Origin of the sequence: Streptomyces sp. PA03-6a, from assembly GCF_033792765.1 — a bacterium.
Lineage (GTDB): Bacteria > Actinomycetota > Actinomycetes > Streptomycetales > Streptomycetaceae > Actinacidiphila.
Map to the genome: position 1 here is coordinate 1 of NZ_JARAVK010000058.1, position 19,524 is coordinate 19,524.

At 74.2% G+C, this 19,524-nt stretch carries 17 protein-coding genes; 9 read left to right on the plus strand and 8 right to left on the minus strand.

The window, feature by feature from the left end:
• The first annotated feature begins 262 nt into the window (after nt 1–262).
• Together PV350_RS16305 and PV350_RS16310 are read left to right on the plus strand one after the other, a co-directional pair.
• A complete protein-coding gene (locus PV350_RS16305; protein WP_500334485.1) occupies nt 263–1,324 on the plus strand; it encodes a S1 family peptidase in 1,062 nt (353 codons plus the stop codon).
• A gap of 224 nt (nt 1,325–1,548) precedes the next feature.
• Complete coding sequence (locus PV350_RS16310) at nt 1,549–2,286, plus strand: S1 family peptidase (protein ID WP_500334524.1); 738 nt, start codon at nt 1,549–1,551, stop codon at nt 2,284–2,286.
• A 20-nt stretch (nt 2,287–2,306) separates the two neighbouring features.
• Here PV350_RS16310 and PV350_RS16315 read toward each other — a convergent pair whose 3' ends face one another.
• Complete coding sequence (locus PV350_RS16315) at nt 2,307–3,428, minus strand: winged helix DNA-binding domain-containing protein (protein ID WP_500334487.1); 1,122 nt, start codon at nt 3,426–3,428, stop codon at nt 2,307–2,309.
• A 62-nt stretch (nt 3,429–3,490) separates the two neighbouring features.
• On the opposite strand from PV350_RS16315, the gene PV350_RS16320 reads away from it, so the two are divergent.
• The gene (locus PV350_RS16320; protein WP_500334489.1) at nt 3,491–4,447 is read left to right on the plus strand and encodes a helix-turn-helix transcriptional regulator; all 957 of its coding nucleotides are present in this window, start codon (nt 3,491–3,493) and stop codon (nt 4,445–4,447) included.
• Nucleotides 4,448–4,547: 100 nt separating this feature from the next.
• Complete coding sequence (locus tag PV350_RS16325) at nt 4,548–5,549, plus strand: slipin family protein (RefSeq protein ID WP_500334491.1); 1,002 nt, start codon at nt 4,548–4,550, stop codon at nt 5,547–5,549.
• Here PV350_RS16325 and PV350_RS16330 read toward each other — a convergent pair.
• Complete coding sequence (locus PV350_RS16330; protein WP_499511047.1) at nt 5,542–6,384, minus strand: GNAT family N-acetyltransferase; 843 nt, start codon at nt 6,382–6,384, stop codon at nt 5,542–5,544. The two genes, PV350_RS16325 and PV350_RS16330, sit on opposite strands and share 8 nt — an antisense overlap.
• 149 nt (nt 6,385–6,533) lie before the next feature.
• Here PV350_RS16330 and PV350_RS16335 point away from each other — a divergent pair, with 149 nt between their 5' ends.
• On the plus strand, nt 6,534–7,649 hold the full coding sequence (locus tag PV350_RS16335; protein ID WP_500334493.1) for a S1 family peptidase: 1,116 nt from the start codon (nt 6,534–6,536) through the stop codon (nt 7,647–7,649).
• 54 nt (nt 7,650–7,703) lie between these two features.
• On the opposite strand, the gene PV350_RS16340 is transcribed toward PV350_RS16335, so the two are convergent.
• Together PV350_RS16340 and PV350_RS16345 are read right to left on the minus strand one after the other, a co-directional pair.
• On the minus strand, nt 7,704–7,994 hold the full coding sequence (locus tag PV350_RS16340) for a hypothetical protein (protein ID WP_499511045.1): 291 nt from the start codon (nt 7,992–7,994) through the stop codon (nt 7,704–7,706).
• 173 nt (nt 7,995–8,167) lie between these two features.
• On the minus strand, nt 8,168–8,992 hold the full coding sequence (locus PV350_RS16345; protein WP_500334495.1) for a TIGR04222 domain-containing membrane protein: 825 nt from the start codon (nt 8,990–8,992) through the stop codon (nt 8,168–8,170).
• 93 nt (nt 8,993–9,085) lie between these two features.
• On the opposite strand from PV350_RS16345, the gene PV350_RS16350 reads away from it, so the two are divergent.
• Nucleotides 9,086–10,303, plus strand: coding sequence for an amidase (locus PV350_RS16350; RefSeq protein WP_500334496.1), 1,218 nt, complete (start codon nt 9,086–9,088; stop codon nt 10,301–10,303).
• Here PV350_RS16350 and PV350_RS16355 read toward each other — a convergent pair.
• A complete protein-coding gene (locus PV350_RS16355) occupies nt 10,290–11,171 on the minus strand; it encodes a thermonuclease family protein (RefSeq protein ID WP_500334498.1) in 882 nt (293 codons plus the stop codon). The genes PV350_RS16350 and PV350_RS16355 overlap by 14 nt on opposite strands.
• A 170-nt stretch (nt 11,172–11,341) precedes the next feature.
• On the opposite strand from PV350_RS16355, the gene PV350_RS16360 reads away from it, so the two are divergent.
• The 3 genes from PV350_RS16360 to PV350_RS16370 all read left to right on the plus strand — a co-directional run bounded on the left by PV350_RS16360 (nt 11,342) and on the right by PV350_RS16370 (nt 16,915).
• On the plus strand, nt 11,342–14,812 hold the full coding sequence (locus tag PV350_RS16360) for a DNA polymerase III subunit alpha (RefSeq protein WP_499511041.1): 3,471 nt from the start codon (nt 11,342–11,344) through the stop codon (nt 14,810–14,812).
• Nucleotides 14,809–15,801, plus strand: coding sequence for a DNA polymerase Y family protein (locus PV350_RS16365; RefSeq protein ID WP_500334500.1), 993 nt, complete (start codon nt 14,809–14,811; stop codon nt 15,799–15,801). The genes PV350_RS16360 and PV350_RS16365 overlap by 4 nt, the downstream gene beginning before the upstream one ends.
• Before the next feature lie 169 nt (nt 15,802–15,970).
• Nucleotides 15,971–16,915: an esterase/lipase family protein gene (locus tag PV350_RS16370; protein WP_500334501.1), complete on the plus strand. Its 945-nt coding sequence runs from the start codon at nt 15,971–15,973 to the stop codon at nt 16,913–16,915.
• A 9-nt stretch (nt 16,916–16,924) separates the two neighbouring features.
• On the opposite strand, the gene PV350_RS16375 is transcribed toward PV350_RS16370, so the two are convergent.
• The 3 genes from PV350_RS16375 to PV350_RS16385 all read right to left on the minus strand — a co-directional run bounded on the left by PV350_RS16375 (nt 16,925) and on the right by PV350_RS16385 (nt 19,289).
• The gene (locus PV350_RS16375; RefSeq protein WP_500334503.1) at nt 16,925–17,935 is read right to left on the minus strand and encodes a lytic polysaccharide monooxygenase auxiliary activity family 9 protein; all 1,011 of its coding nucleotides are present in this window, start codon (nt 17,933–17,935) and stop codon (nt 16,925–16,927) included.
• Nucleotides 17,936–18,196: 261 nt separating this feature from the next.
• A complete protein-coding gene (locus PV350_RS16380; protein WP_499511037.1) occupies nt 18,197–18,421 on the minus strand; it encodes a hypothetical protein in 225 nt (74 codons plus the stop codon).
• 109 nt (nt 18,422–18,530) lie between these two features.
• The gene (locus PV350_RS16385; RefSeq protein ID WP_499511036.1) at nt 18,531–19,289 is read right to left on the minus strand and encodes a DUF2637 domain-containing protein; all 759 of its coding nucleotides are present in this window, start codon (nt 19,287–19,289) and stop codon (nt 18,531–18,533) included.
• Between the last annotated feature and the right edge of the window lie 235 nt (nt 19,290–19,524).

Genomic DNA, 19,524 nt, shown 5'->3' on the forward strand with positions numbered 1-19,524 from the left:
GGGTGGCCTGCGGGTGGCGGGGGCGGTGGGCCCACCAGGTGATACACCGTCACAGCGGTTGACCCGGGGAGCCGCCGGGGCGTTTCGGGTGCGTGACGCGGCCGAAACCCGCCCTTGTGCGCTTGTGCATGACTCTGAATACTCCCGTGTGCGCAGCACTTGTCAGGGGCACGCCACCCCCACAGTACGGCGGCGCCCTCGCTGCGCCTCACCGGCCCGCGCTACGCGGGTCAACTTCCGTTCCCCCACAGGAGGAAAACGCGTGAGGATCAAGCGCACCACCCACACCCCCGTCCCGAGACGTGCACGGCTGATCGCCGTGGCGTCCGGTCTGCTGGCGGCCACCGCGCTCACCCTGCCCGCCGCCCAGGCCGCTCCCGCGCCCAAGGCCTCCCCCGAGGCCGCGGCCGCGCTCACCACGTCCCTTGGCACCGCCTCCACCGCCGGTTCGTACTACGACGCCAAGGCCAAGACCATGGTCGTCAACGTCACGAACGACAAGGCGGCCCAGGCCGTCAGCGCGGCCGGCGCGGTCCCGAAGTTCGTGGCGCACAGCACCGCCCAGCTGGAGAAGGCCGGGAAGGCCACCCTCGCCGCGGACATCGCGGGCACCTCGTGGGTCGTCGACCCGAAGTCCAACCGCCTGGAGGTCACCGCCGACAGCACGGTCACCGGCGCCGAACTCGCCACGCTGCAGAAGGCCACCGCCTCCTACGGCGACGCGGTCACCTTCCGGCGCACGGCCGGCACCTTCAAGCGGCTGATCGCCGGCGGCGACGCCATCTACGGCGGCGGTTACCGCTGCTCGCTCGGCTTCAACGTGCGCAGCGGCAGCACCAACTACTTCCTGACCGCCGGGCACTGCGGTGAGGTCGCGTCCACCTGGTACTCCAACTCCAGCCAGTCCACCGTGCTGGGCTCGAACGTCAGCTACAGCTTCCCGACCAACGACTACGCGCTGGTCCGGTACAGCAACACCTCCGTGACCAAGAGCGGCACGGCCGGCAACACCGACATCACCAGCGCCGGCAACGCCTTCGTGGGCCAGGCCGTGCTGCGTGACGGCTCCACCACCGGCATCCACAGCGGTTCGGTCACCGGCCTCAACGCCACCGTCAACTACGGCGGCGGCGACGTGGTCTACCAGATGATCCGCACCAACGTGTGCGCCGAGGGCGGCGACTCCGGCGGCGCGCTGTACACCTCCGGCGGCATCGCGCTGGGTCTGACCTCCGGTGGCAGCGGCAACTGCAGCACCGGCGGGACGACCTTCTTCCAGCCGGTGACGGAGGCGCTCAGCGTCTACGGCGTCAGCGTCTTCTGACCCTCCGGGAGGTCCACGCCCTCCCTTCCGTCACGGACGTGCCCGGCGGCCCCACGGCCGCCGGGCACGTCCCGTACGGCCCTCTTGTCCGCCGGGGCCGATCGTCGCAATACTCCGCGAGGCACCGCATAACCGCGTAGGGGGAACATATGAGGAACAAGCGCACCACTGCGCGCGGCGGCCCCGCCTAAGGCGCAGCGCTGCGCGGAGCGGCGCTCCTCGGCCTGGCGGCCGAATCGGCGGACGTCGAGGGCAGTGCCTGGGCGGTCGACCCGACGAGCGGCGCGCTGGTCATCGCCACCGACGACACCGTCCCGCGCAGCGGGCTCACCGCGTTGAGACGGGCCGCCGGACGGTACGGCGGCACGGTCCGCTTCGAGCGCGTCGGGGGCTCCTTCGCACGGATGGCCGCCGGTGGCGACGCCGTCCACGGCGGCGGCTTCCGCTGCTCGGTCGGCTTCAACGTCCGCGCCGCGGGCACCTGCTACTTCCTGACCGCCGGTCACTGCGGGCGCGCCGCCACGACCTGGTACGGCGATCCCGCCCGGACCAGGACGCTGGGCACCACCACCGGCTTCAGCTTCCCGTACGACGACTACGCCCTGGTCCGCTACACCGGCTCCGTCGCGCGGCCGGGCAAGGTCGGACGGCAGGACATCGAGAAGGCCGCGCGGGCCCGCGTCGGGGAGGCGGTGAAGCGGGACGGCTCCACCACGGGCGTCCGCAGCGGCACGGTCACCGGGCTCGGCTACACCGTCAACTACGGCGACGGCGACATCGTCCGCGGCCTGATCCGTACCGACCTCTGCGCCGAACCCGGCGACTCCGGCGGCCCGTTGTACGACGGGACCAAGGCCCTCGGGCTGCTGTCCGGAGGCAGCGGCGACTGCACCGAGGGGGGCGCCACCTTCTTCCAGCCGCTGCCCGCGGTCCTCACCGCGTACGGGGTCGGCGTGTACTGAGCCATCCCCGGCCGCCCCGGTCACCCCGCGAAGCGCACCTCCCGGGCGGCGGCCTCCGGCACCGCGAACGCCAGCAGCCGGGCGCCCTCGGCCGCGACCGCCTCCCGCGCCCCGGCGTCCAGCGGCGCGTACGGCTGGACGTGGAGCACGGCCGCGTCGCGGGAGGCCTGGATCCGCCACAGCCCGTGGACGAAGCCGTCGTGGAGGAAGAAGCCGCGGTTGCTGCCGCTGCCGGGCAGCGGCAGCCCGGCGTAGGGGTTGCGCAGCATGATCCGCGTCCGGTCGGCGTGCGACAGGGCGATGTTGTCGTACTGCGGCAGGAACCGGGGCGGTGCCTTCGTCCCGGGGTCGGGGAAGGGCGCGTCCGGCACGTCGTACAACGCGGTGCCCCTCTCGTCGCGGTAGACCCGCAGCCCCGGGCGGAGCCGTTCCAGGACCGCGCGGAGCCCGGTCAGCCCCGACCATACGGCGACGTCCCCGGCCGACGCGGGGCCGAAGGCGGCGAGGTAGCGCAGGACGGCCGCGTCCGGCGCGGAGCCGGCCGCGAGGTCGACGTCCCGGCCGAGCCACCGGTCGGCGGGGGTCTGCAGGGCCGCGCCCGAGGTGCGCCACAGGCCGCGCGGCGGCGGCTGCACGGTCGGCACCCGGGCCGTGACGGCCAGGCTGAGCGGCAGCCGCTCGCGGTCCGGCCAGCGTTCCCGCAGGGCGTCCCCGAGCCTGCTCGGGGACAGCGGGCCGTCCTCGAGGAGCGCCCGGCCGGCCCCGGCCACCTCCGCCAGGTCCAGCCCCGCCAGCTGGCGCCGGAACTGCCCGAGCAGGCGCCGTTCGAGCACGTCCTGCACCACAGGGCGCAGTGCCATGCAGTCCCGTGCCGTCACCAGGTGCACCGTCCACCGCAGCAGTGACATCCGCACCGCCCGCCGGTCCGCGAGCATCCCGGACAGCTCCTCCGGCGCGAAGTCCTCGATCCGGGACCACAGGGCGACGTACGGGTCCTGCGGCTCCTGCGCCTGCAGTCCCACCAGGGCCTCGACCATCTCCTCAGCACCGGTGCGCACCCGCCCCAGCAGCGACTGCCGGGCCAGGAGGGAACGGTTGAGCGTCCGGCGGTCCAGGACGGTGCCTTCGGGGATGGTCTCCATGGGCGGCACGGTAGGGCGGAATGCGGTCAGGAACCGTCCGCGACGGCTGCCAGACTGGTGCCGTGCTGGAAACCTCCGCCCGACTGCTGCGCCTGTTGTCCCTGCTCCAGTCCCGGCGCGACTGGACCGGACCCGAACTCGCCGGACGCCTCGAGGTCACCGCCCGGACGGTGCGCCGTGACGTGGAGCGCCTGCGAGTCCTGGGCTACCCCGTGCACGCCACCCCCGGCACCGCCGGGGGCTACCGGCTCGGCGCGGGCGCCGCGCTGCCCCCGCTGCTGCTCGACGACGAGGAGGCGATCGCGGTCGCGCTCTGCCTGCGCACCGGCGCCGGGGGCAGCGTCGAGGGCATCGAGGAGACCTCGCTGCGCGCGCTGGCCAAACTGGAACAGGTGCTGCCCTCCCGGCTGCGCCGCCGGGCGCAGGCCATGGAGGCCGTCGCGGTCGCCCGGCCCGCGACCGTGCCGGGCGCCGTCGCCCAGGACGTGCTGACCGCGATCGGCGCCGCGTGCCGCGACCACGAACGGCTGCGCTTCGACTACCGGGCGCACGGCGGCACCGCCAGCCGCCGCACGGTGGAGCCGCACGGCCTGGTCCACCACGGCCGCCGCTGGTACCTGCTCGCCTGGGACACCGACCGGCAGGACTGGCGCACCTTCCGCGTGGACCGGATGGACCCCAAGTCCCCGGCCGGCCCCCGCTTCACGCCCCGGCGGCCTCCGGCGGACGCCGCGTCGTACGTCGCCCGCGGCGTCACCTCCCGGGCCTACCGCCACCAGGCCGTCGTGGTCGTGCACGCCCCCGCCGAGGCCGTGGCCGAGTACGCCGGTTACGCGACCGTGGAGTCCACCGGGCCGGACAGCTGCGTGCTGCGCACCGGTTCCGAGTCTCTCGACGCGCTCGCCGTCTACATCGGCATGATCGGCGTCGACTTCGAGGTGCGGGAGCCCCCTGAGCTGGCCGAACGGCTGCGGGTCGTCGCGGACCGCCTCGCCCGGGCGGCGGGTGCGCCGCGGTAGGCCGGCACCGGGTCCGTAACCGGGCATCCCGGCCCGTATCCGGCGGGTTACCCGCGAGGTACCGTGGAAGTACTGCGATTCCGGACCCCAGGGGGCCGTGATGGTCGTCGAGTTGATTGCCGCCGTGCTCTCGGCAGGAGCGTTGTACTTCGTCGCCGGGGCCCGTGTGGTGCAGCAGTTCGAGCGGGGCGTGGTGTTCCGGCTCGGCCGGGTCAGGGGCGGGGTGCGGAACCCGGGATTCACCATGATCGTCCCGATCGTCGACCGGATGCGGAAGGTGAACCTGCAGATCGTGACGATGCCGGTGCCCGCCCAGGAGGGCATCACCCGCGACAACGTCACGGTCAAGGTGGACGCGGTGGTCTACTTCAAGGTCGTCCACGCGGCCGACGCGATCATCAACGTCGAGGACTACCGCTTCGCCGTCTCGCAGATGGCGCAGACCTCGCTGCGCTCGATCATCGGCAAGAGCGACCTGGACGACCTGCTCTCCAACCGCGAGAAGCTCAACCAGGGGCTGGAGCTGATGATCGACAGCCCGGCCATCGGCTGGGGCGTGCAGATCGACCGCGTCGAGATCAAGGACGTCTCGCTGCCGGAGACGATGAAGCGCTCGATGGCCCGCCAGGCCGAGTCCGAGCGGGAGCGCCGGGCGCGGATCATCAACGCGGACGCCGAGTTCCAGGCCTCCAAGAAGCTCGCCGACGCCGCGGCGGTCATGAGCGACACCCCCGCCGCGCTCCAGCTCCGCCTGCTGCAGACGGTCGTCGCCGTCGCCGCGGAGAAGAACTCCACCCTGGTCCTGCCCTTCCCGGTGGAGCTGCTGCGCTTCCTCGAGCGCGCCCAGCCGGCGCCCTACCCGGCCGTCGGACAGCAGCCGGCCCCCGGACCCCCGGTGGCGGCCGCTCCTCCGCCCGGACCCCCGGTGGCGGCCGCGCCTCCCCCCGGGCCCGCACCGCGGGCCGCCGCGGCCGACGCGCCGGCTGCCGGTGAGCCGCTGGTGGAGCCCGCCGAGGAGCTCCCCGCCGACCTGCGCGAGGCCCTCTGCGCGGACCCGCTGCTGGACACCGTCCGGCCGCAGCGGCCCTCCGACGTCAGCTGAGCCCGCCCTCCGCCTGCGGCACGTCCGGCCGCCACACGTACGGAACGGTCACCGCCACCGGCAGCAGCCCCAGCCGGGCCAGGATCGGGGCGCTGTCCGGGGAGGCGTCGACCTGCACGAAGCGGTGACCCGCCGCGACCGCCAGCCGGGCCCGGTGCGCCACCGTCGCCCGGTAGGCGCCCCGCCCCCGCCACTGCGGCAGGGTGGAGCCGCCCCACAGCGACACGAAGTCGGTGCCCTCGTGGAAACGGGCCCAGCCGGCGCAGACCACCGTGCCGTCGGCGGTCTCGGCGACGACCACCGCGCAGGGGTCGCCGGGCCCCGACACCTCGCTCTCCAGCATCCCCGGCAGCCAGTCGTGGGGCACGCCCCAGACCGTCTCCTCCATCTCCCGGATGCGCTCGAAGTCCGCCCGTGAGCTGACCTCCCGCAGCGCGAGGCCCTCCGGCAGCACCGGGGCGGCCGTCAGCGCCTGCGCCTCGCCGACCAGCACCGTCTCCGGTTCCTCCGGCACGAAGCCGGCCGCGACCAGCCGGTCCGGCAGTCCCACGGGCAGGTCGTGCGCGTGGTACTTCCACTCCACCGGCATGCCCAGCGCGGCGTAGTGGTCCCGCTGCCGGGCGATCAGGGCGTCCAGCCCGGGCCCGTCCAGCCCGCCGAGGTCGCGGTAGTCGAGGAACCCCGCCTCCCCGTGCCGGTAGGTCTTGCGCAGCAGCGGGCCGTCGCGTTCCACCGACTCGTACCGCGAGAGGTCGGCGGGCACACGGGCGCGCAACTGCCGGTCGTAGGCGGCGCGGTACTCCAGCGCCACGAGGGAGGGGTCGAAAGTGCTCATCGGGCGGATTCCACCACAACCACGACCCCTGGCGCGAGCGGATGGGCCGTGGTGAACGCGACGGGGCGGGGCTGCGTATGTCAGACGGAACGACGCTTCCCCCTTGCGCCCGACGATCCGGCCTGTATCCCCCCACAGGAGGTCACGAGTTGAAGCACAAACAGATAGCCAAGCGGAAGATCGTGTTCGTTGCGGCCGGTGCCGCCGCCATCGCGGCAGCGGCCGTACTGCTGCCCAACGCCAACGCGTCGCAGTCCGCCGCGCAGGGCCCGCAGGCCCCCTCGCCGAAGCGGCTCACCGCCGCGGCCGCCGCGGAACTCGCCGCGCGGCTCGGCTCGCAGTTCGGTCCGTCCATCGCGGGGGCGTACTACGACGCGGCGAGCAGGCGGCTCGTGGTGAACGTGGTCGCCGGGTACGGCGACGACGTGGCCGCGCAGGCCGCGCAGGCCGGCGCCGCGACCCGGACGGTCGACAACAGTGCCGCCGAACTGAGCGCCGCCGCCCAGACCTTGAAGCAGCGCGCCACGATCCCCGGCACCGCCTGGGCCGTCGACCCCCGGACCAACCGGATCCTGGTCACCGCGGACCGCACCGTCACCGGCGGCAAGTGGGACACCCTGGAGTCCACCGTGCGGTCCCTGGGCGGCGGCATGGCCCGGATCCACAAGTCCGCGGGCGAGTTCAAGCCCCTGGTGGCCGGCGGGGACGCCATCTTCGCCGACGGGGCGCGCTGTTCGCTGGGCTTCAACGTCGTCAAGGACGGCGCCCCCGCCTTCCTCACCGCTGGCCACTGCGGGGTCGCGTTCGCGAACTGGTCGGACAGCCAGGGCGGGACGCCCGTCGCGACCGTACGGCAGGCGACCTTCCCGGGTGACGGCGACTTCGCCCTCGTGACGTACGACGACCCGGGCACCCAGGCGCCCAGCCAGGTGAACCTCGGCGACGGCCGTGCCCTGGCGATCAACGGGGCCGCGGAGGCGGCCGTGGGCCAGGAGGTGTTCCGGATGGGCAGCACCACCGGGCTGCACGGGGGCACGGTCCTCGGGCTCGACGCGACGGTCAACTACCCGGAGGGCACCGTCACCGGGCTGATACAGACCGACGTCTGCGCCGAGCCGGGCGACAGCGGGGGCGCGCTGTTCAGCCGCGACGGGAGCGCGATCGGCCTCACCTCCGGCGGCAGCGGGGACTGCCAGGCGGGCGGGGAGACCTTCTTCCAGCCGGTGACCACGGCGCTGGCCGCGGTCGGGGCGGAACTCGGCTGACGTCCACGTGGTGCGGGCGGGCCGCCGGATCCAGCGGATCCGGCGGCCGGGGGGTCAGCTGAACCGGCGGTGCAGCGGGAAGGCCGTCACCGTCGCGCCGACGTGCACGGCCCGATGTGCCGGGCGGGGCGCCCGGGCCTCCTCGTGCAGGCCGACCAGCAGGGCCGCCAGCCGGTGCCGGAAGTCGTCCCAGACCTCGGCGTCCTCGTCCTGCGGGTCCCGCAGGGGCCGTGCGCCGCACGGCGGTTCCACCAGACCGGCGGCCGCGAGGCGGCGCAGGTGGCTCATCATGCGCACCCGGCCGGGGTGCGTCACGGGTCTGGAGGTGGTGTCGGTCGCCGTCATGGCGGTCAGTAAATCGTGCCGTCCCCTTGGCTTCGCAACCCCTGAGTAGCCACCGGGGTGACGCGCGCGTGACACGGGTTGACGCACGGGACGTGGGAGCACCCATGTGACACCGGGACGTGACGAATCTCGCACCGATGCGGTGTTTGGGCCGTCCGGGAGGACGCGTACCCTCACACCCCTCCCGAGCCGCAGCCGCCCGCCCCCGAGCTCGCGCACGAGGTGGGCGTGCCACCGCCGCCGCTGTGCCAGTGGTTGACGCCGTAGAGGCTCTCGGCCTCGTCGTGGTGGGCGAGCAGCCCGGACTCCCTGGCGAAGTGCGGGACGGCCGGCCGCAGCGCCGGTCCGCCGTGCAGGGCGACCGCCAGGAGGACCGATTCGGGTGAGGCCCTGCGGGTGCGCGGGCACGGGAAACGCTCCTGGGCCCGCCGCAGGACCCGGCGGCCGGCCCGGGTGCGCCGCGGCACCCTCCACAGGGCGAGGGCGGCGGCCACCGTGAGGGCGGGGACGGCCGCCCGGAACGGGGAGCTCCAGGCCGTCAGGGCGCCGGACACCAGCTCCGCGGCCGCGGTCGGTACGGCCGCGCACAGCAGCACACGGGCCGTACGCCGGCGCCGGTCGTCCCGGATCAGCCCCGCGTCGGCCAGTCGCCCGCGCAATACGTCCAGTTCGCGCCGTACCGGCCGCGACGTGGCGACGGTGTTCACCCCCGCCGGCCGGTACAGGGCCTGGTAGACGGCCAGTTGCAGCGGCTGCGAGAGCCCGTGCAGCGGCCCGGAGATGCGCGCGGTGCGGTGCGCGCCGGCGCCCACCGTGCCGCGCAGATGCAGCGCGACCAACGCGACGACCACCGCGCCGCGGCGCCCGTCGCGCAGGTAGGCCGCCTCGTGGGGGTCCGTCAGCTCGTACGCCGCGACGCGCGGTGCGCGCAGCAGCACCCCCGCCGTGACGAGCAGCACCACCTCGGCCACCGGATATGTCCATGCGAGCCATGACATGTCGCACCACCCCCTGTGGTCGGTGTGCCCGCGGGCGCGGCGATGACGCGCAGTTTGAGGAAGGCCGGAGCTTTTCGGCGTAGCGTGGCCGCCGTGACGGACCTGGTGGCACGGACTTGTGACCGCATCGACCGGCTCGACGCCCGGATCAAGGCGTTCGTACGGGAGCCGGACCGGCGGGGCCGGCTGGCGGCGGAGGCGGCCGCGGCACCGCCGGGCGTGCTGTCCGGGGTGATGGTGGGCGTCAAGGACATCGTCCGGATCGACGGGATGGACACCAGGGCCGGGTCCGCGGTGCCGCCGGAGGTGCTGGCCGGGCCGCAGGCACCGCTGGTGGACCTGTTGCGGGCGGCAGGGGCGCTGGTCGCGGGGAAGACGGTGACGGCCGAGTTCGCGGTGACCGCGCCGGGGCCGACCCGCAATCCGCACAACACCGCCCACACACCCGGTGGTTCGAGCAGCGGATCGGCGGCCGCGGTGGCGGCGGGCATGGTGCCGCTGGCGGTCGGGACGCAGACCGTCGGCTCGGTGGTCCGGCCCGCGGCCTACTGCGGGGTGGTGGGCTTCAAGCCGACCTTCGGGCGCGTCCCGGTGGACGGGGTGATCGCCAACGCCCCGAGCTTCGACACGGTCGGGGTGCTCGCCGCGGACGTCGCGACGGCGACGCGCGGCGCGTCCGTCCTGTGCGACGACTGGCGGGAGCCGGCGGCCGGCGATGGCCGGCCGGTGCTCGGCATACCCGTCGGCCCGTACCTGGACCGCGCGGGGACGGAGGCGCGGGAGGCCTTCGCGGCGCGGGCCAAGCGGCTGGAGGCGGCGGGCTGGACCGTGCGCGAGGTGCCGCTGATGCCGGGCCCGGGTGAGTTCGAGGCGGTCGTACGGCAGTTGTACGTCATGAACCGCTACGAGGTGGCCCGTACGCACGCCGACTGGTTCCCCCGGCACGGCCGGCTGTACCGCGAGCAGACGGTCGCCGCCATCCGCGAGGGCCAGGCCGTCGGCCGCGACGACTACGAGCGGGCCGTGGGCGAGCGCCGGGTCTTCCGCGAGCGGCTGCTGGCGGCCATGGGGGAGGTCGACGTCTGGCTGGCGCCGTCCGCCACCGGCCCCGCCCCGTTCGGCCTGGGCAGCACCGGCGACTCGGTGATGTGCCTGCCGTGGAGCAACGCGGGCTTCCCCGCGGTGAGTCTGCCCGCCGGGTACGCCGCGAACGGCCTGCCGCTCGGTCTGCAGGTCGTCGGGCGCCCCGGCGAGGACGAGGAACTGCTGCGGTGGGCCGCGGAGTTCGCCCCGGTCGTCATGCCTCGGTGAAGACCAGGTCCTCGACCGGGACGGTCATCCGTACGGTGTGGTCGCCGGTCACCTCGACGACGTGGTGCAGTCCCCGCACCTGCGCGCGCGGGGTGTCCGAGGACAGGATCCGGTAGGTGTCGGCCGCCCCGGCCAGGTAGGCGCGGAAGGCGGCGAGGGAGGGCTCGCCGAGCGCGAGGTAGTCGAAGAGCCGCCGGAAGAGCTTGGGGACGAGCACCACGTCGTCGGTGAGCGAGGAGAGCCCGGTGACCTTCGCGCCGCTGGTGCTCACGTCGCCGGGCCACAGCCCCCTGCCCGCCTCGCGGGCCTGCCGGGCGACGTCGGTCAGCTCCCGGCGCAGGTCCTCGTAGAGGTTGCTGTAGAAGGTCGGGTAGGCCAGGCCCTCGGCGACCAGGTGGTGGTTGACGGTGGCGCGCAGCAGCGGCACGCCGACCGTGACCTCCTGGCCGCTCTTCGTGCCCTCCGGCGGCGCGCCCCGGCCGGCCAGGGCGACGCAGCGGCCGTGCACGTCGACCCCGCCGGTGAGGATCCAGCCGGGGACGCTCTCGGGGCTGGCGGCGACGACCCGCTCGCCGCCTGGCTCGCGCTCCACGGCGGTGAAGCCGAGCCACCGCAGCAGTTCGTCCCGGGCCGCGTGGGCGAAGGGCAGCGGCTGGTGGGCCGGGGCGGAGGTGGGCCCGTAGTGGGTCTCCAGCGCGTCGACGGCGTCCAGGCGCAGCTTGCCCCGGCAGGAGTTGGTGAGGTCGAGCCCGAGCCCGCCCCTGACGCGGTTCCAGTCGGGGTGACGGGTGGGGGTGAAGCCCACGGTGTCCCCGTCCGGTTCGGTGTTCTTTATCTGGAAAGAGCCCTTGACCAGCAGCATCGGCATGGCGACTCCCCATCGGGGTGTGAGCGTCGGTGACGTCGTGTGCATGAAACCATGCGGAGGGTGGCGGAGGACAGGGATCCGGCGTGTCTTCGTACACATGTTCGACAAGTGGTCTATGGTGGGTGGCGGAGGGTCCGGAAGGGGGGAGACGTGAGCGGTCGGAGGTGCGTATGCCGGGATTCACGCACCTGCACACCGTCTCCGGCTTCTCGCTGCGGTACGGGGCCTCGCACCCCGAGCGGCTCGCCGAGCGCGCCGCCGAACGGGGGATGGACGCGCTGGCGCTGACCGACCGGGACACGGTGGCCGGCGTGGTGCGCTTCGCCAAGGCGTGCGCGCGGGCCGGGGTGCGGCCGCTGTTCGGCGCCTCCCTGGCGGTGCCGGCGGCGTACGCGGGGGAGGGCGCCGCCCCCCAGGCCGGTCCGCCGGCCGCCCGCCGGCGCACCCCGGTGCGCGGCGGGGCCTTCGTGCCGGAGGCGACCGACCGGGCGGTCTTCCTCGCCCGGGACCGCCGCGGCTGGGGCGCGCTGTGCCGGCTGGTCAGCGCCGCCCACACCGACGGCGGCATCGGCTGGGAGGACCTGGGGCGGGAAGGGCTGTACGTGTTGCTCGGCGCGGACTCCGAGGTCGGCCGCGCCCTGGCGGCCGGACGCCCCGACCGGGCCGCCAGGCTGCTGCGCCCCTGGCGCGAGGTGTACGGGGACGCGCTGCGCCTGGAGGCCGTGCACCACGGCCGCACCGGCACCGGGTCCGGCTCGCTGCGGCTCGCCGCCCGCACCGTCGGCTTCGCCGTCGAGCAGGGCGTCGTCCCGGTGCTGACCAACGCCGTCCGCTACGCCGACCCCGGTCAGGGGGAGGTGGCCGACGTCCTGGACTCGGCGCGCCGGCTGGTGCCGATCGACGTGCGCGACGCGGGGAGCCTGGACAGCGGGGAGCGCTGGCTGAAGGACGCCGGGGACATGGCACGCACCGCCGAGCGGGTCATGGAGGCGGCCGGGTTCGCCCGCGGCGACGCCCACCGGCTGCTGCGGGCCACCGAGGAGACCGCCGCGGGCTGCGCCGTCGACCCGGAGGAGGACCTGGGGCTCGGGCAGGTGCACTTCCCCGAGCCGCAGCTCGTCGGCGCGGGCGCCCGCACCGCCGACCGCGTGCTGCGCTCGCGCTGCGCGGCCGGGATGGTCCGCGAGGGCCACGACCGGGAGCCGAGGTACTGGGCGCGGCTCGACCACGAGCTGCGGATCATCGAGGGGCTCGGCTTCGCCTCGTACTTCCTCACCGTCGGCCAGGTGGTCGCCGACGTGCGGGAGATGGGCATCCGGGTCGCCGCGCGCGGCTCGGGCGCCGGATCGCTCGTCAACCACCTGCTGGGCATCGCGGCCGCCGACCCCGTCGAGCACGACCTGCTCATGGAACGCTTCCTGTCCGGCAGGCGCGCCTCGCTGCCCGACATCGACATCGACGTGGAGTCGGCCCGCCGGCTGGAGGTCTACCGGCGCATCCTGGACCGCTTCGGCGGCGAGCGGGTCGCCACCGTCGCCATGCCCGAGACCTACCGCGTCCGGCACGCCGTGCGCGACGTGGGCACCGCCCTCGGGATGGACCCGGAGCGGACCGACCGGCTGGCCAAGGCCTTCCCGCACATCCGGGCCCGCGACGCGCGGGCCGCGCTCGCCGAGCTGCCCGAGCTGCGGCAGGTGGCGGGGGAGGACCACGGCCGGCTGTGGGAGCTGGTCGAGGCGCTGGACGCGCTGCCGCGCGGGGTCGCCATGCACCCCTGCGGGGTGCTGCTGTCGGACGCAGGGCTGCTGGAGCGCACACCGGTCGTGCCGACCAGCGGCGAGGGCTTCCCCATGGCGCAGTTCGACAAGGACGACGTCGAGGACCTCGGGCTGCTCAAGCTCGACGTGCTCGGGGTGCGCATGCAGTCCGCGATGGCGCACGCCCTGGACGAGGTGGAACGCACCGGCGGCGGCCGGATCGACCTGGACCGCATCCCGCAGGGCGACCCCGCGACGTACGAACTGGTGCGGTCCGCCGAGACGCTGGGCTGCTTCCAGATCGAGTCCCCGGGCCAGCGCGACCTGGTGGGACGGCTGCAGCCGGCCACCTTCCACGACCTGGTCGTGGACATCTCCCTGTTCCGCCCCGGGCCGGTCGCCGCCGACATGGTGCGGCCCTTCATCGACGCCCGGCACGGCCGCAAGCCCGTCCACTACCCGCACCCCGACCTGGAGCCCGTGCTGCGCGAGACCCACGGGGTGGTCGTCTTCCACGAGCAGCTCATCGACATCATGAGCGTCATGACCGGCTGCGACCGGGGGTTCGCCGACGAGGCGCGGCGCGCGCTGTCGGACGAGGCCCGGCAGGGACGGCTGCGGGCCTGGTTCGCGGACGCGGCCCGGGGGCGCGGCTACTCCCGCGAGGTCATCCGGCGCACCTGGGAGATCGTCTCGGCCTTCGGCGCGTACGGCTTCTGCAAGGCGCACGCCGTCGCCTTCGCCGTGCCGACCTACCAGTCCGCCTGGCTCAAGGCGCACCATCCGGCGGCCTTCTACGCCGGGGTGCTCACCCACGACCCCGGGATGTACCCCAAGCGGCTGCTGCTCGCGGACGCGCGGCGGCGCGGGGTGCCGGTGCTGCCGCTGGACGTCAACCGGTCGGGCGCGGCCTATCGAATCGAACTGGTGTCCGGTGAGGGGGGTGGCGAGGTGGGTGAGGAGGTGTGGGGGCTGCGGCTCGCGCTCTCCGAGGTGCACGGCATCAGCGAGGCCGAGGTCGCCCGGATCACCGCCGGACAGCCCTACTCCTCCCTCCAGGACCTGTGGGAGCGCGCCCGCCCCGGCCGCGCCGCCGCCGAACGCCTGGTCCAGGTCGGCGCGCTGGACCCCTTCGGGGGCAACCGCCGCGACATGCTGCTCCAGGTCGCCGAGGTGCACCGGCAGGGCCGGGCCTCCGCGTACGACGGCCAGCTCACCCTGACCGGAGGGGAGGGCGAGCCGGCGTTCGCGCCGGCCGGCCTGCCCGACATGGACGACGGCGAGCGGCTCGGCGCCGAACTCGGCGTCCTCGGCATGGACGCCTCCCGCCACCTGATGGACGACCACCTCGCCTTCCTTGAGGAGCTGGGCGCGATCCCGGCGAACCGGCTGCGCGAGGTGCGGCACGGCGAGACCGTGCTGGTCGCCGGGGCCAAGGCGGCCACGCAGACCCCGCCCATCCGCTCCGGGCGCCGGGTCATCTTCACCACCCTCGACGACGGCACCGGCCTGGTCGACCTCGCCTTCTTCGACGACAGCCACGAGGCCTGCGCCCACACCGTCTTCCACTCCTGGCTGCTGCTGGTCCGCGGGGTGGTCCAGCGCCGCGGACCGCAGAGCCTGTCCGTCGTCGGCGCCGCCGCCTGGAACCTGGCCGAACTGGTCGAACTGCGCAGGGAGGGCGGTCTGGAGGCGGTCGCGGCACGCCTGGCCGAGACCCCGGGCGAGCCCCCCGGCCTGCCCGCACCCCCGCCCGGGGGCCGCCGGGTCCGGATGTCCACCGGGTACGAGATGCACCCCTGGGCCGATCTGCGGCCCGCGGGCGAGGGCGTCCCCACCGGCCGCAAGCTGTGGCACTCCAGTCCGGGGAGCGCGGGGCGATGAACAGCCGACCGGAGACCTCGCACGTGCTGTACGTGCACTTCCACGCCGCCGAGGCGCTGTACGAGCAACTCCTCGGGCTGCTCGGCGGCTTCACCCCCGTCGTCCAGGCGCTCCCGCCCGACGCCGCGCTCGCCGACGTCCGCGGGGCGCTGCGTTACTTCGGGCGCGACGCCGCGGAACTGGCCACGCTGCTGCGGGTGCGGCTGCTCGCGCTCCACGGTGTGGACTGCACGATCGGCGTCGGCCCGAACCCGCTGCTCGCCCGGATGGCGGCGCAGGGCGGACCGGAGGGCGCGGTGCGCGCCGCCCCCACCGACCCCGCGGCCGTGGCGGCCTTCCTCGCCGACCGCCCGGTGGCGGCGCTGCACGGCGTCGGCCCGGCGACGGCACGGCAGTTGGGCACGTACGGCCTGGACACCGTCGGGCGCGTCGCGGCCGCGCCCCTGAGCACCCTGCAGCGGATCCTGGGCGCCGCGGCGGGCCGCAGGACGCACGAGCGGGCCCGCGGCATCGACCCGGCCCCGGTCGTCCCGAACGCCCCCGCCCGGTCGGCCGGCGCCGAGCGCCGCTTCGGCCACGACGAGCTGGACCCGGTGCGGCACCGTCGTGCCCTGCTGTCGCTCACCGAGGAACTGGGCTCCTCGCTGCGCGCGTCGGGCCGGGTCGCGCGCTCGCTGACCCTCACCGTCCGCTACGCCGACCGCTCCACGACCACCCGCACCCGCGGGCTGCCCGAGCCGACCGGCCACGGCACCGCCCTCGCCGAGGCCGCGTACCGGCTCTACGAGGGGCTGGGGCTGCAGCGTGCCCGGGTGCGCGGCCTCGCGTTGCGCGCGGAGGGGCTGACGGACGCCGGTCTCGCGACGCTGCAGCTCAGCCTGGACCCGGGGGACGAGAAGGCGCGCCGGATCGAGGCGGTCGCGGACCGGGCGCGGGCCCGCTTCGGCCCGCGGGCGCTGATGCCCGCGGCACTGTCGGGGGCGGCCTGACGGTCCATTATCACATCGACGTGAAGCCGGCGTGATGAATTCTTTACCCACCGGTAGCTAGCGACGTTTGTTACTCCTCCGTAAATTGACGGAAGCTCAGCACTCTGGTGATCCGGATCACAGGCTGCACGGGAGCCAGTCATTCCCCCACCTGCGAGGAGATCGCTCGATGCTGCCCATCAGACCGCGATCAGCGCTCCGGCTCCTCTCCGCGCTGACTCTCACCGCCGCCCTCTTCGCCACCCCCGTCCTGGTGGACAGCACGACCACCGCACTGGCGAAGACCCCCGCGTCCGACACCCACGCCACCACGACCGTCGCCGCCGCGACCACCACCGCCGGCGCCACCGCGAGCAGCGGCTGGAACAACTGGTCCTGCAAGCCGTCCGCCGCCCACCCGCGGCCCGTCGTCCTCGTCCACGGCACCCTCGGCAACTCCATCGACAACTGGCTCGGCCTCGCGCCCTACCTGGTCAAGCGGGGCTACTGCGTCTACTCCCTGGACTACGGCCAGCTGCCCGGCGTGCCCCTCTTCTACGGGCTCGGCTCCATCACCGCGTCCTCCCAGCAGCTCGCCGACTACGTCGACCGGGTCCTCGCGGCCACCGGCGCGGGCAAGGTCGACATCGTCGGGCACTCCCAGGGCGGCATGATGCCGCGCTACTACATGAAGTTCCTGGGCGGTGCCCCCAAGGTGAACGCGCTCGTCGGCATCGCGCCCAGCAACCACGGGACCGACCTGGGCGGGCTGCTCAGGCTGCTGCCGTACTTCCCCGGGGCGGCCGAGGCCATCGAGCACCTCAGCCCGCAGGGGCTGACGGACCAGATGGCCGGATCGGCCTTCCTCACCAAGCTGAACGCCGGCGGCGACACCCTCCCCGGCGTCCGCTACACGGTGATCGCGACCAAGTACGACGAGGTCGTCACGCCGTACACCTCGCAGTTCCTGTCCGGCCCCGACGTCCGCAACGTGGTGCTGCAGGACCTGTGCCCGCTCGACCTGTCCGAGCACGTCTTCGTCGGGCTGACCGACCGCATCGTGTTCCACGAGGCGGCCAACGCCCTTGACCCGGCGCACGCCACGGCGACCGACTGCGGGGACGTCTTCAGCTGACGTCCCCCGTCAGCCGACCCGCGTCCGGCGCCTGCGGGCGACGAGCAGCAGCACCGACGCACCGAGCGAGACAGCGGCGGCCCCCGCCGCCATCAGCGAGGTCGTGCCGGTGCTGCTGCTTCCGGTCTCCGCGAGGTCCGTGCCGGAAGGCGACGTGTCCGCCCTCGCGGACGGCTCCGCGAGCGGGCTCGCCGAGCCGTCCGCGGCGGTGTGCGCGTGGTGGTGGCGCACCGTCGACCGGTCCGCCCCGGCGGCGATCCGCGCGTCGTCCGGCACGGAGGCGGTGGGCGCGGGGGCGGTCGTGGCCGCGGCGGGGGTCCCGGTCCCGGTCCCGGCCGGGGCCGAGGTCGCGGGTGCGGCGGGCGCCCCGGGGGCCTTCCCGGTGTCCGCGCCGAAGACCACGTCGGAGCAGGAGTAGAAGGCCTCCGGGCTGTCCGAGCGCTGCCAGATCGCGTAGACCAGCTGACGTCCCGACCTGGCCGGCACCTCCACCGGCAGGACGTAACTGCCGTCCCGTACCTGGGGGTCGGTGACCTTGGCGAACGGCTGCGCCTCAAGGTCCGACCACGCCAGCGGGCGCGACGGGTCGTACCCCGCCTTCGTCATGTACAGCTCGAACGAGCCCTTGTGGCGGGCCGTCACCCGGTACGCCAGGTCCTGCCGTCCCGGCGTCATCCTCGTCGCCGGCCAGTCGGCCCGCGCCAGGTCCAGTGCCTTGAACTCCTCGTTGCCCGCGCTGCACAGCTCGCCGTCCGGTATCACCTGCCGGTGGCGTCCGGCTGCGTCGCCGATGCGCACCCCGTTCCAGTCGTAGAAGGCCTGCGTGCCGCCCGCCGCGACCGCCGCCCTGCACGCGGCCGACGCCGGGTTCTCGGGGTTCTCCGCGTAGCAGGTCAGCACCCGGCTGACCGGGCCGCCCATGGTGCCGTGCGCGCTCGCCGGTCCCGCGGCCAGGCCGGTCAGCGCGAGCGGTCCGATCCCGAGGACGGCGGCCAGGGCGGCCCTGCGGCGTGCGGTCATGGTGGGGTTCTCCTTCGGCGGTGGCCCGGTGCGCGGTGCCGACGGGCGCCGGCGAACCAGCACGCTAGCCGCGCCGCACGGGCGGAACCCCTGTTCGGAGGACCTGCGGGCGATCTTTATGGCGCAGTTAAGGCATCGCTAAGCGGGGGCTGAGGATGCCGGCCGCCGGTGCGGCCCGGGTCCCCCCCGGCACGACGGCGGCGCAGGACAGGAGTCCTGTCCGGCGCCGCCCGCCCGTTCCCGGGTGTGGTCCGCCGGCCCTCAGCCGAGCCAGAGCGTCAGGAGGTAGCCCGGGCTGTCCCAGGTGCACGTGTACTGGTAGGCCTGGCCGGAGTCGACGAACTTCTGGCCGGCCGTCTTGCAGGCCGCGCTCGTCGAGTACACCTTGTACGGCACGCTCGCGTTCGCCGGGGCGGCGAGCGCCAGCATCCCGGTGAGCGTCGCGGCCACGGCCACGGCGACCGAGGCGCCCCTGCGCTTGTTCATGTCCCCTCCAGGAAGAGCTCGTTGCACGACTGGATCACCGGCATCCTCACATCGTCGTAATGGACACGTCAATGATGCGGATCATGGGCGGTGCCGTCGCGCCGTCCCCTCAGGAGGAGTGCCGGCTGCGGGGGGTGCGCCGCGGGGGGTGGGTGAGGGTGATCTGCCGTACGAGCTGGTGGAAGCAGGACAGCGCCGCGATGGCGGGGAGGCTGGCGACGGTCCAGTCGGTGATCGTCCGGGGGGCGGAGGCGACGCAGAACAGGATCGCGAAGGCCGAGAAGAGCAGCACGACCGCCCAGGAGTGCGGGGCCCGGCGCTGGTGCAGCGCGGCCCGCAGGATCGACAACGAGGCCACCATCCAGGGGCCGTAGACCAGCAGCGGCCACCAGCCCGCCAGCCCCGAAGCCCCGTTGGTGGCGGCGATGTGGCGCAACGGGTCGTGGGCGACCATCCCGCCGAGCACGCTCACCATGGCCACGATGGTGGCCGCGACCGCCGCGACGACGAAGCTGAGCGTCTGGGTCCTGGCCGCCTTCTGCCGCAGGGCCGCCCGGCGGATCCTGCGGTGCCGGTGCCGGGTGAGCGGCAGCTCGTGGGTCGCGGACTCCGGGGAGGGCGCGGCGAAGACGTCGTCGTCCTCCTCGTAGTCGTCCACCTCCTCCGTCAGAGGGGGTTCGAGGAGCTGGGCCAATTCCTCCTCGGACGTCCACGCCCCGTTCAGGACGTCGTAGTCAGGGGCGGAGAAGAATCCGTTCCCCGAAGTGTCGTCCGGGGCCTGGCGGGGACTGTAAATGGTGTGGCCGCTGAGGTGGTCCTCGTACGGCATGTCGTTCTCGAAGCGGAAACGGTCCTGCAAAGGCGGCATGAAGGAATTCCTGTCGGGGCCGGGCGTGGGCGGGGGATACGGTGAATGCACGCCCTAATACCGCGCATCCAGATCGATGCCGGAGCAGCGGCGGATGAAATCCCCCTCGATGCCGACCATTTCGTTGGCGAACTGTTCCAGTTCCGAAGAGCAGTACACGAGTGGAATGCGCTCCTCGCCACGCTCGATGTAGGCGTCCGGACTCCGGCCGAAGAATCCCGCCGTCCCCGGGACG

Bases quoted from the DNA above. Each gene is read 5' to 3' on its own strand.
- PV350_RS16315 (WP_500334487.1), bottom strand. From the start codon at position 3,428: ATGGAGACCATCCCCGAAGGCACCGTCCTGGACCGCCGGACGCTCAAC.
- PV350_RS16325 (WP_500334491.1), top strand. From the start codon at position 4,548: ATGGTCGTCGAGTTGATTGCCGCCGTGCTCTCGGCAGGAGCGTTGTAC.
- PV350_RS16330 (WP_499511047.1), bottom strand. From the start codon at position 6,384: ATGAGCACTTTCGACCCCTCCCTCGTGGCGCTGGAGTACCGCGCCGCC.
- PV350_RS16340 (WP_499511045.1), bottom strand. From the start codon at position 7,994: ATGACGGCGACCGACACCACCTCCAGACCCGTGACGCACCCCGGCCGG.
- PV350_RS16345 (WP_500334495.1), bottom strand. From the start codon at position 8,992: ATGTCATGGCTCGCATGGACATATCCGGTGGCCGAGGTGGTGCTGCTC.
- PV350_RS16355 (WP_500334498.1), bottom strand. From the start codon at position 11,171: ATGCCGATGCTGCTGGTCAAGGGCTCTTTCCAGATAAAGAACACCGAA.
- PV350_RS16360 (WP_499511041.1), top strand. From the start codon at position 11,342: ATGCCGGGATTCACGCACCTGCACACCGTCTCCGGCTTCTCGCTGCGG.
- PV350_RS16365 (WP_500334500.1), top strand. From the start codon at position 14,809: ATGAACAGCCGACCGGAGACCTCGCACGTGCTGTACGTGCACTTCCAC.
- PV350_RS16370 (WP_500334501.1), top strand. From the start codon at position 15,971: ATGCTGCCCATCAGACCGCGATCAGCGCTCCGGCTCCTCTCCGCGCTG.
- PV350_RS16375 (WP_500334503.1), bottom strand. From the start codon at position 17,935: ATGACCGCACGCCGCAGGGCCGCCCTGGCCGCCGTCCTCGGGATCGGA.
- PV350_RS16380 (WP_499511037.1), bottom strand. From the start codon at position 18,421: ATGAACAAGCGCAGGGGCGCCTCGGTCGCCGTGGCCGTGGCCGCGACG.
- PV350_RS16385 (WP_499511036.1), bottom strand. From the start codon at position 19,289: ATGCCGCCTTTGCAGGACCGTTTCCGCTTCGAGAACGACATGCCGTAC.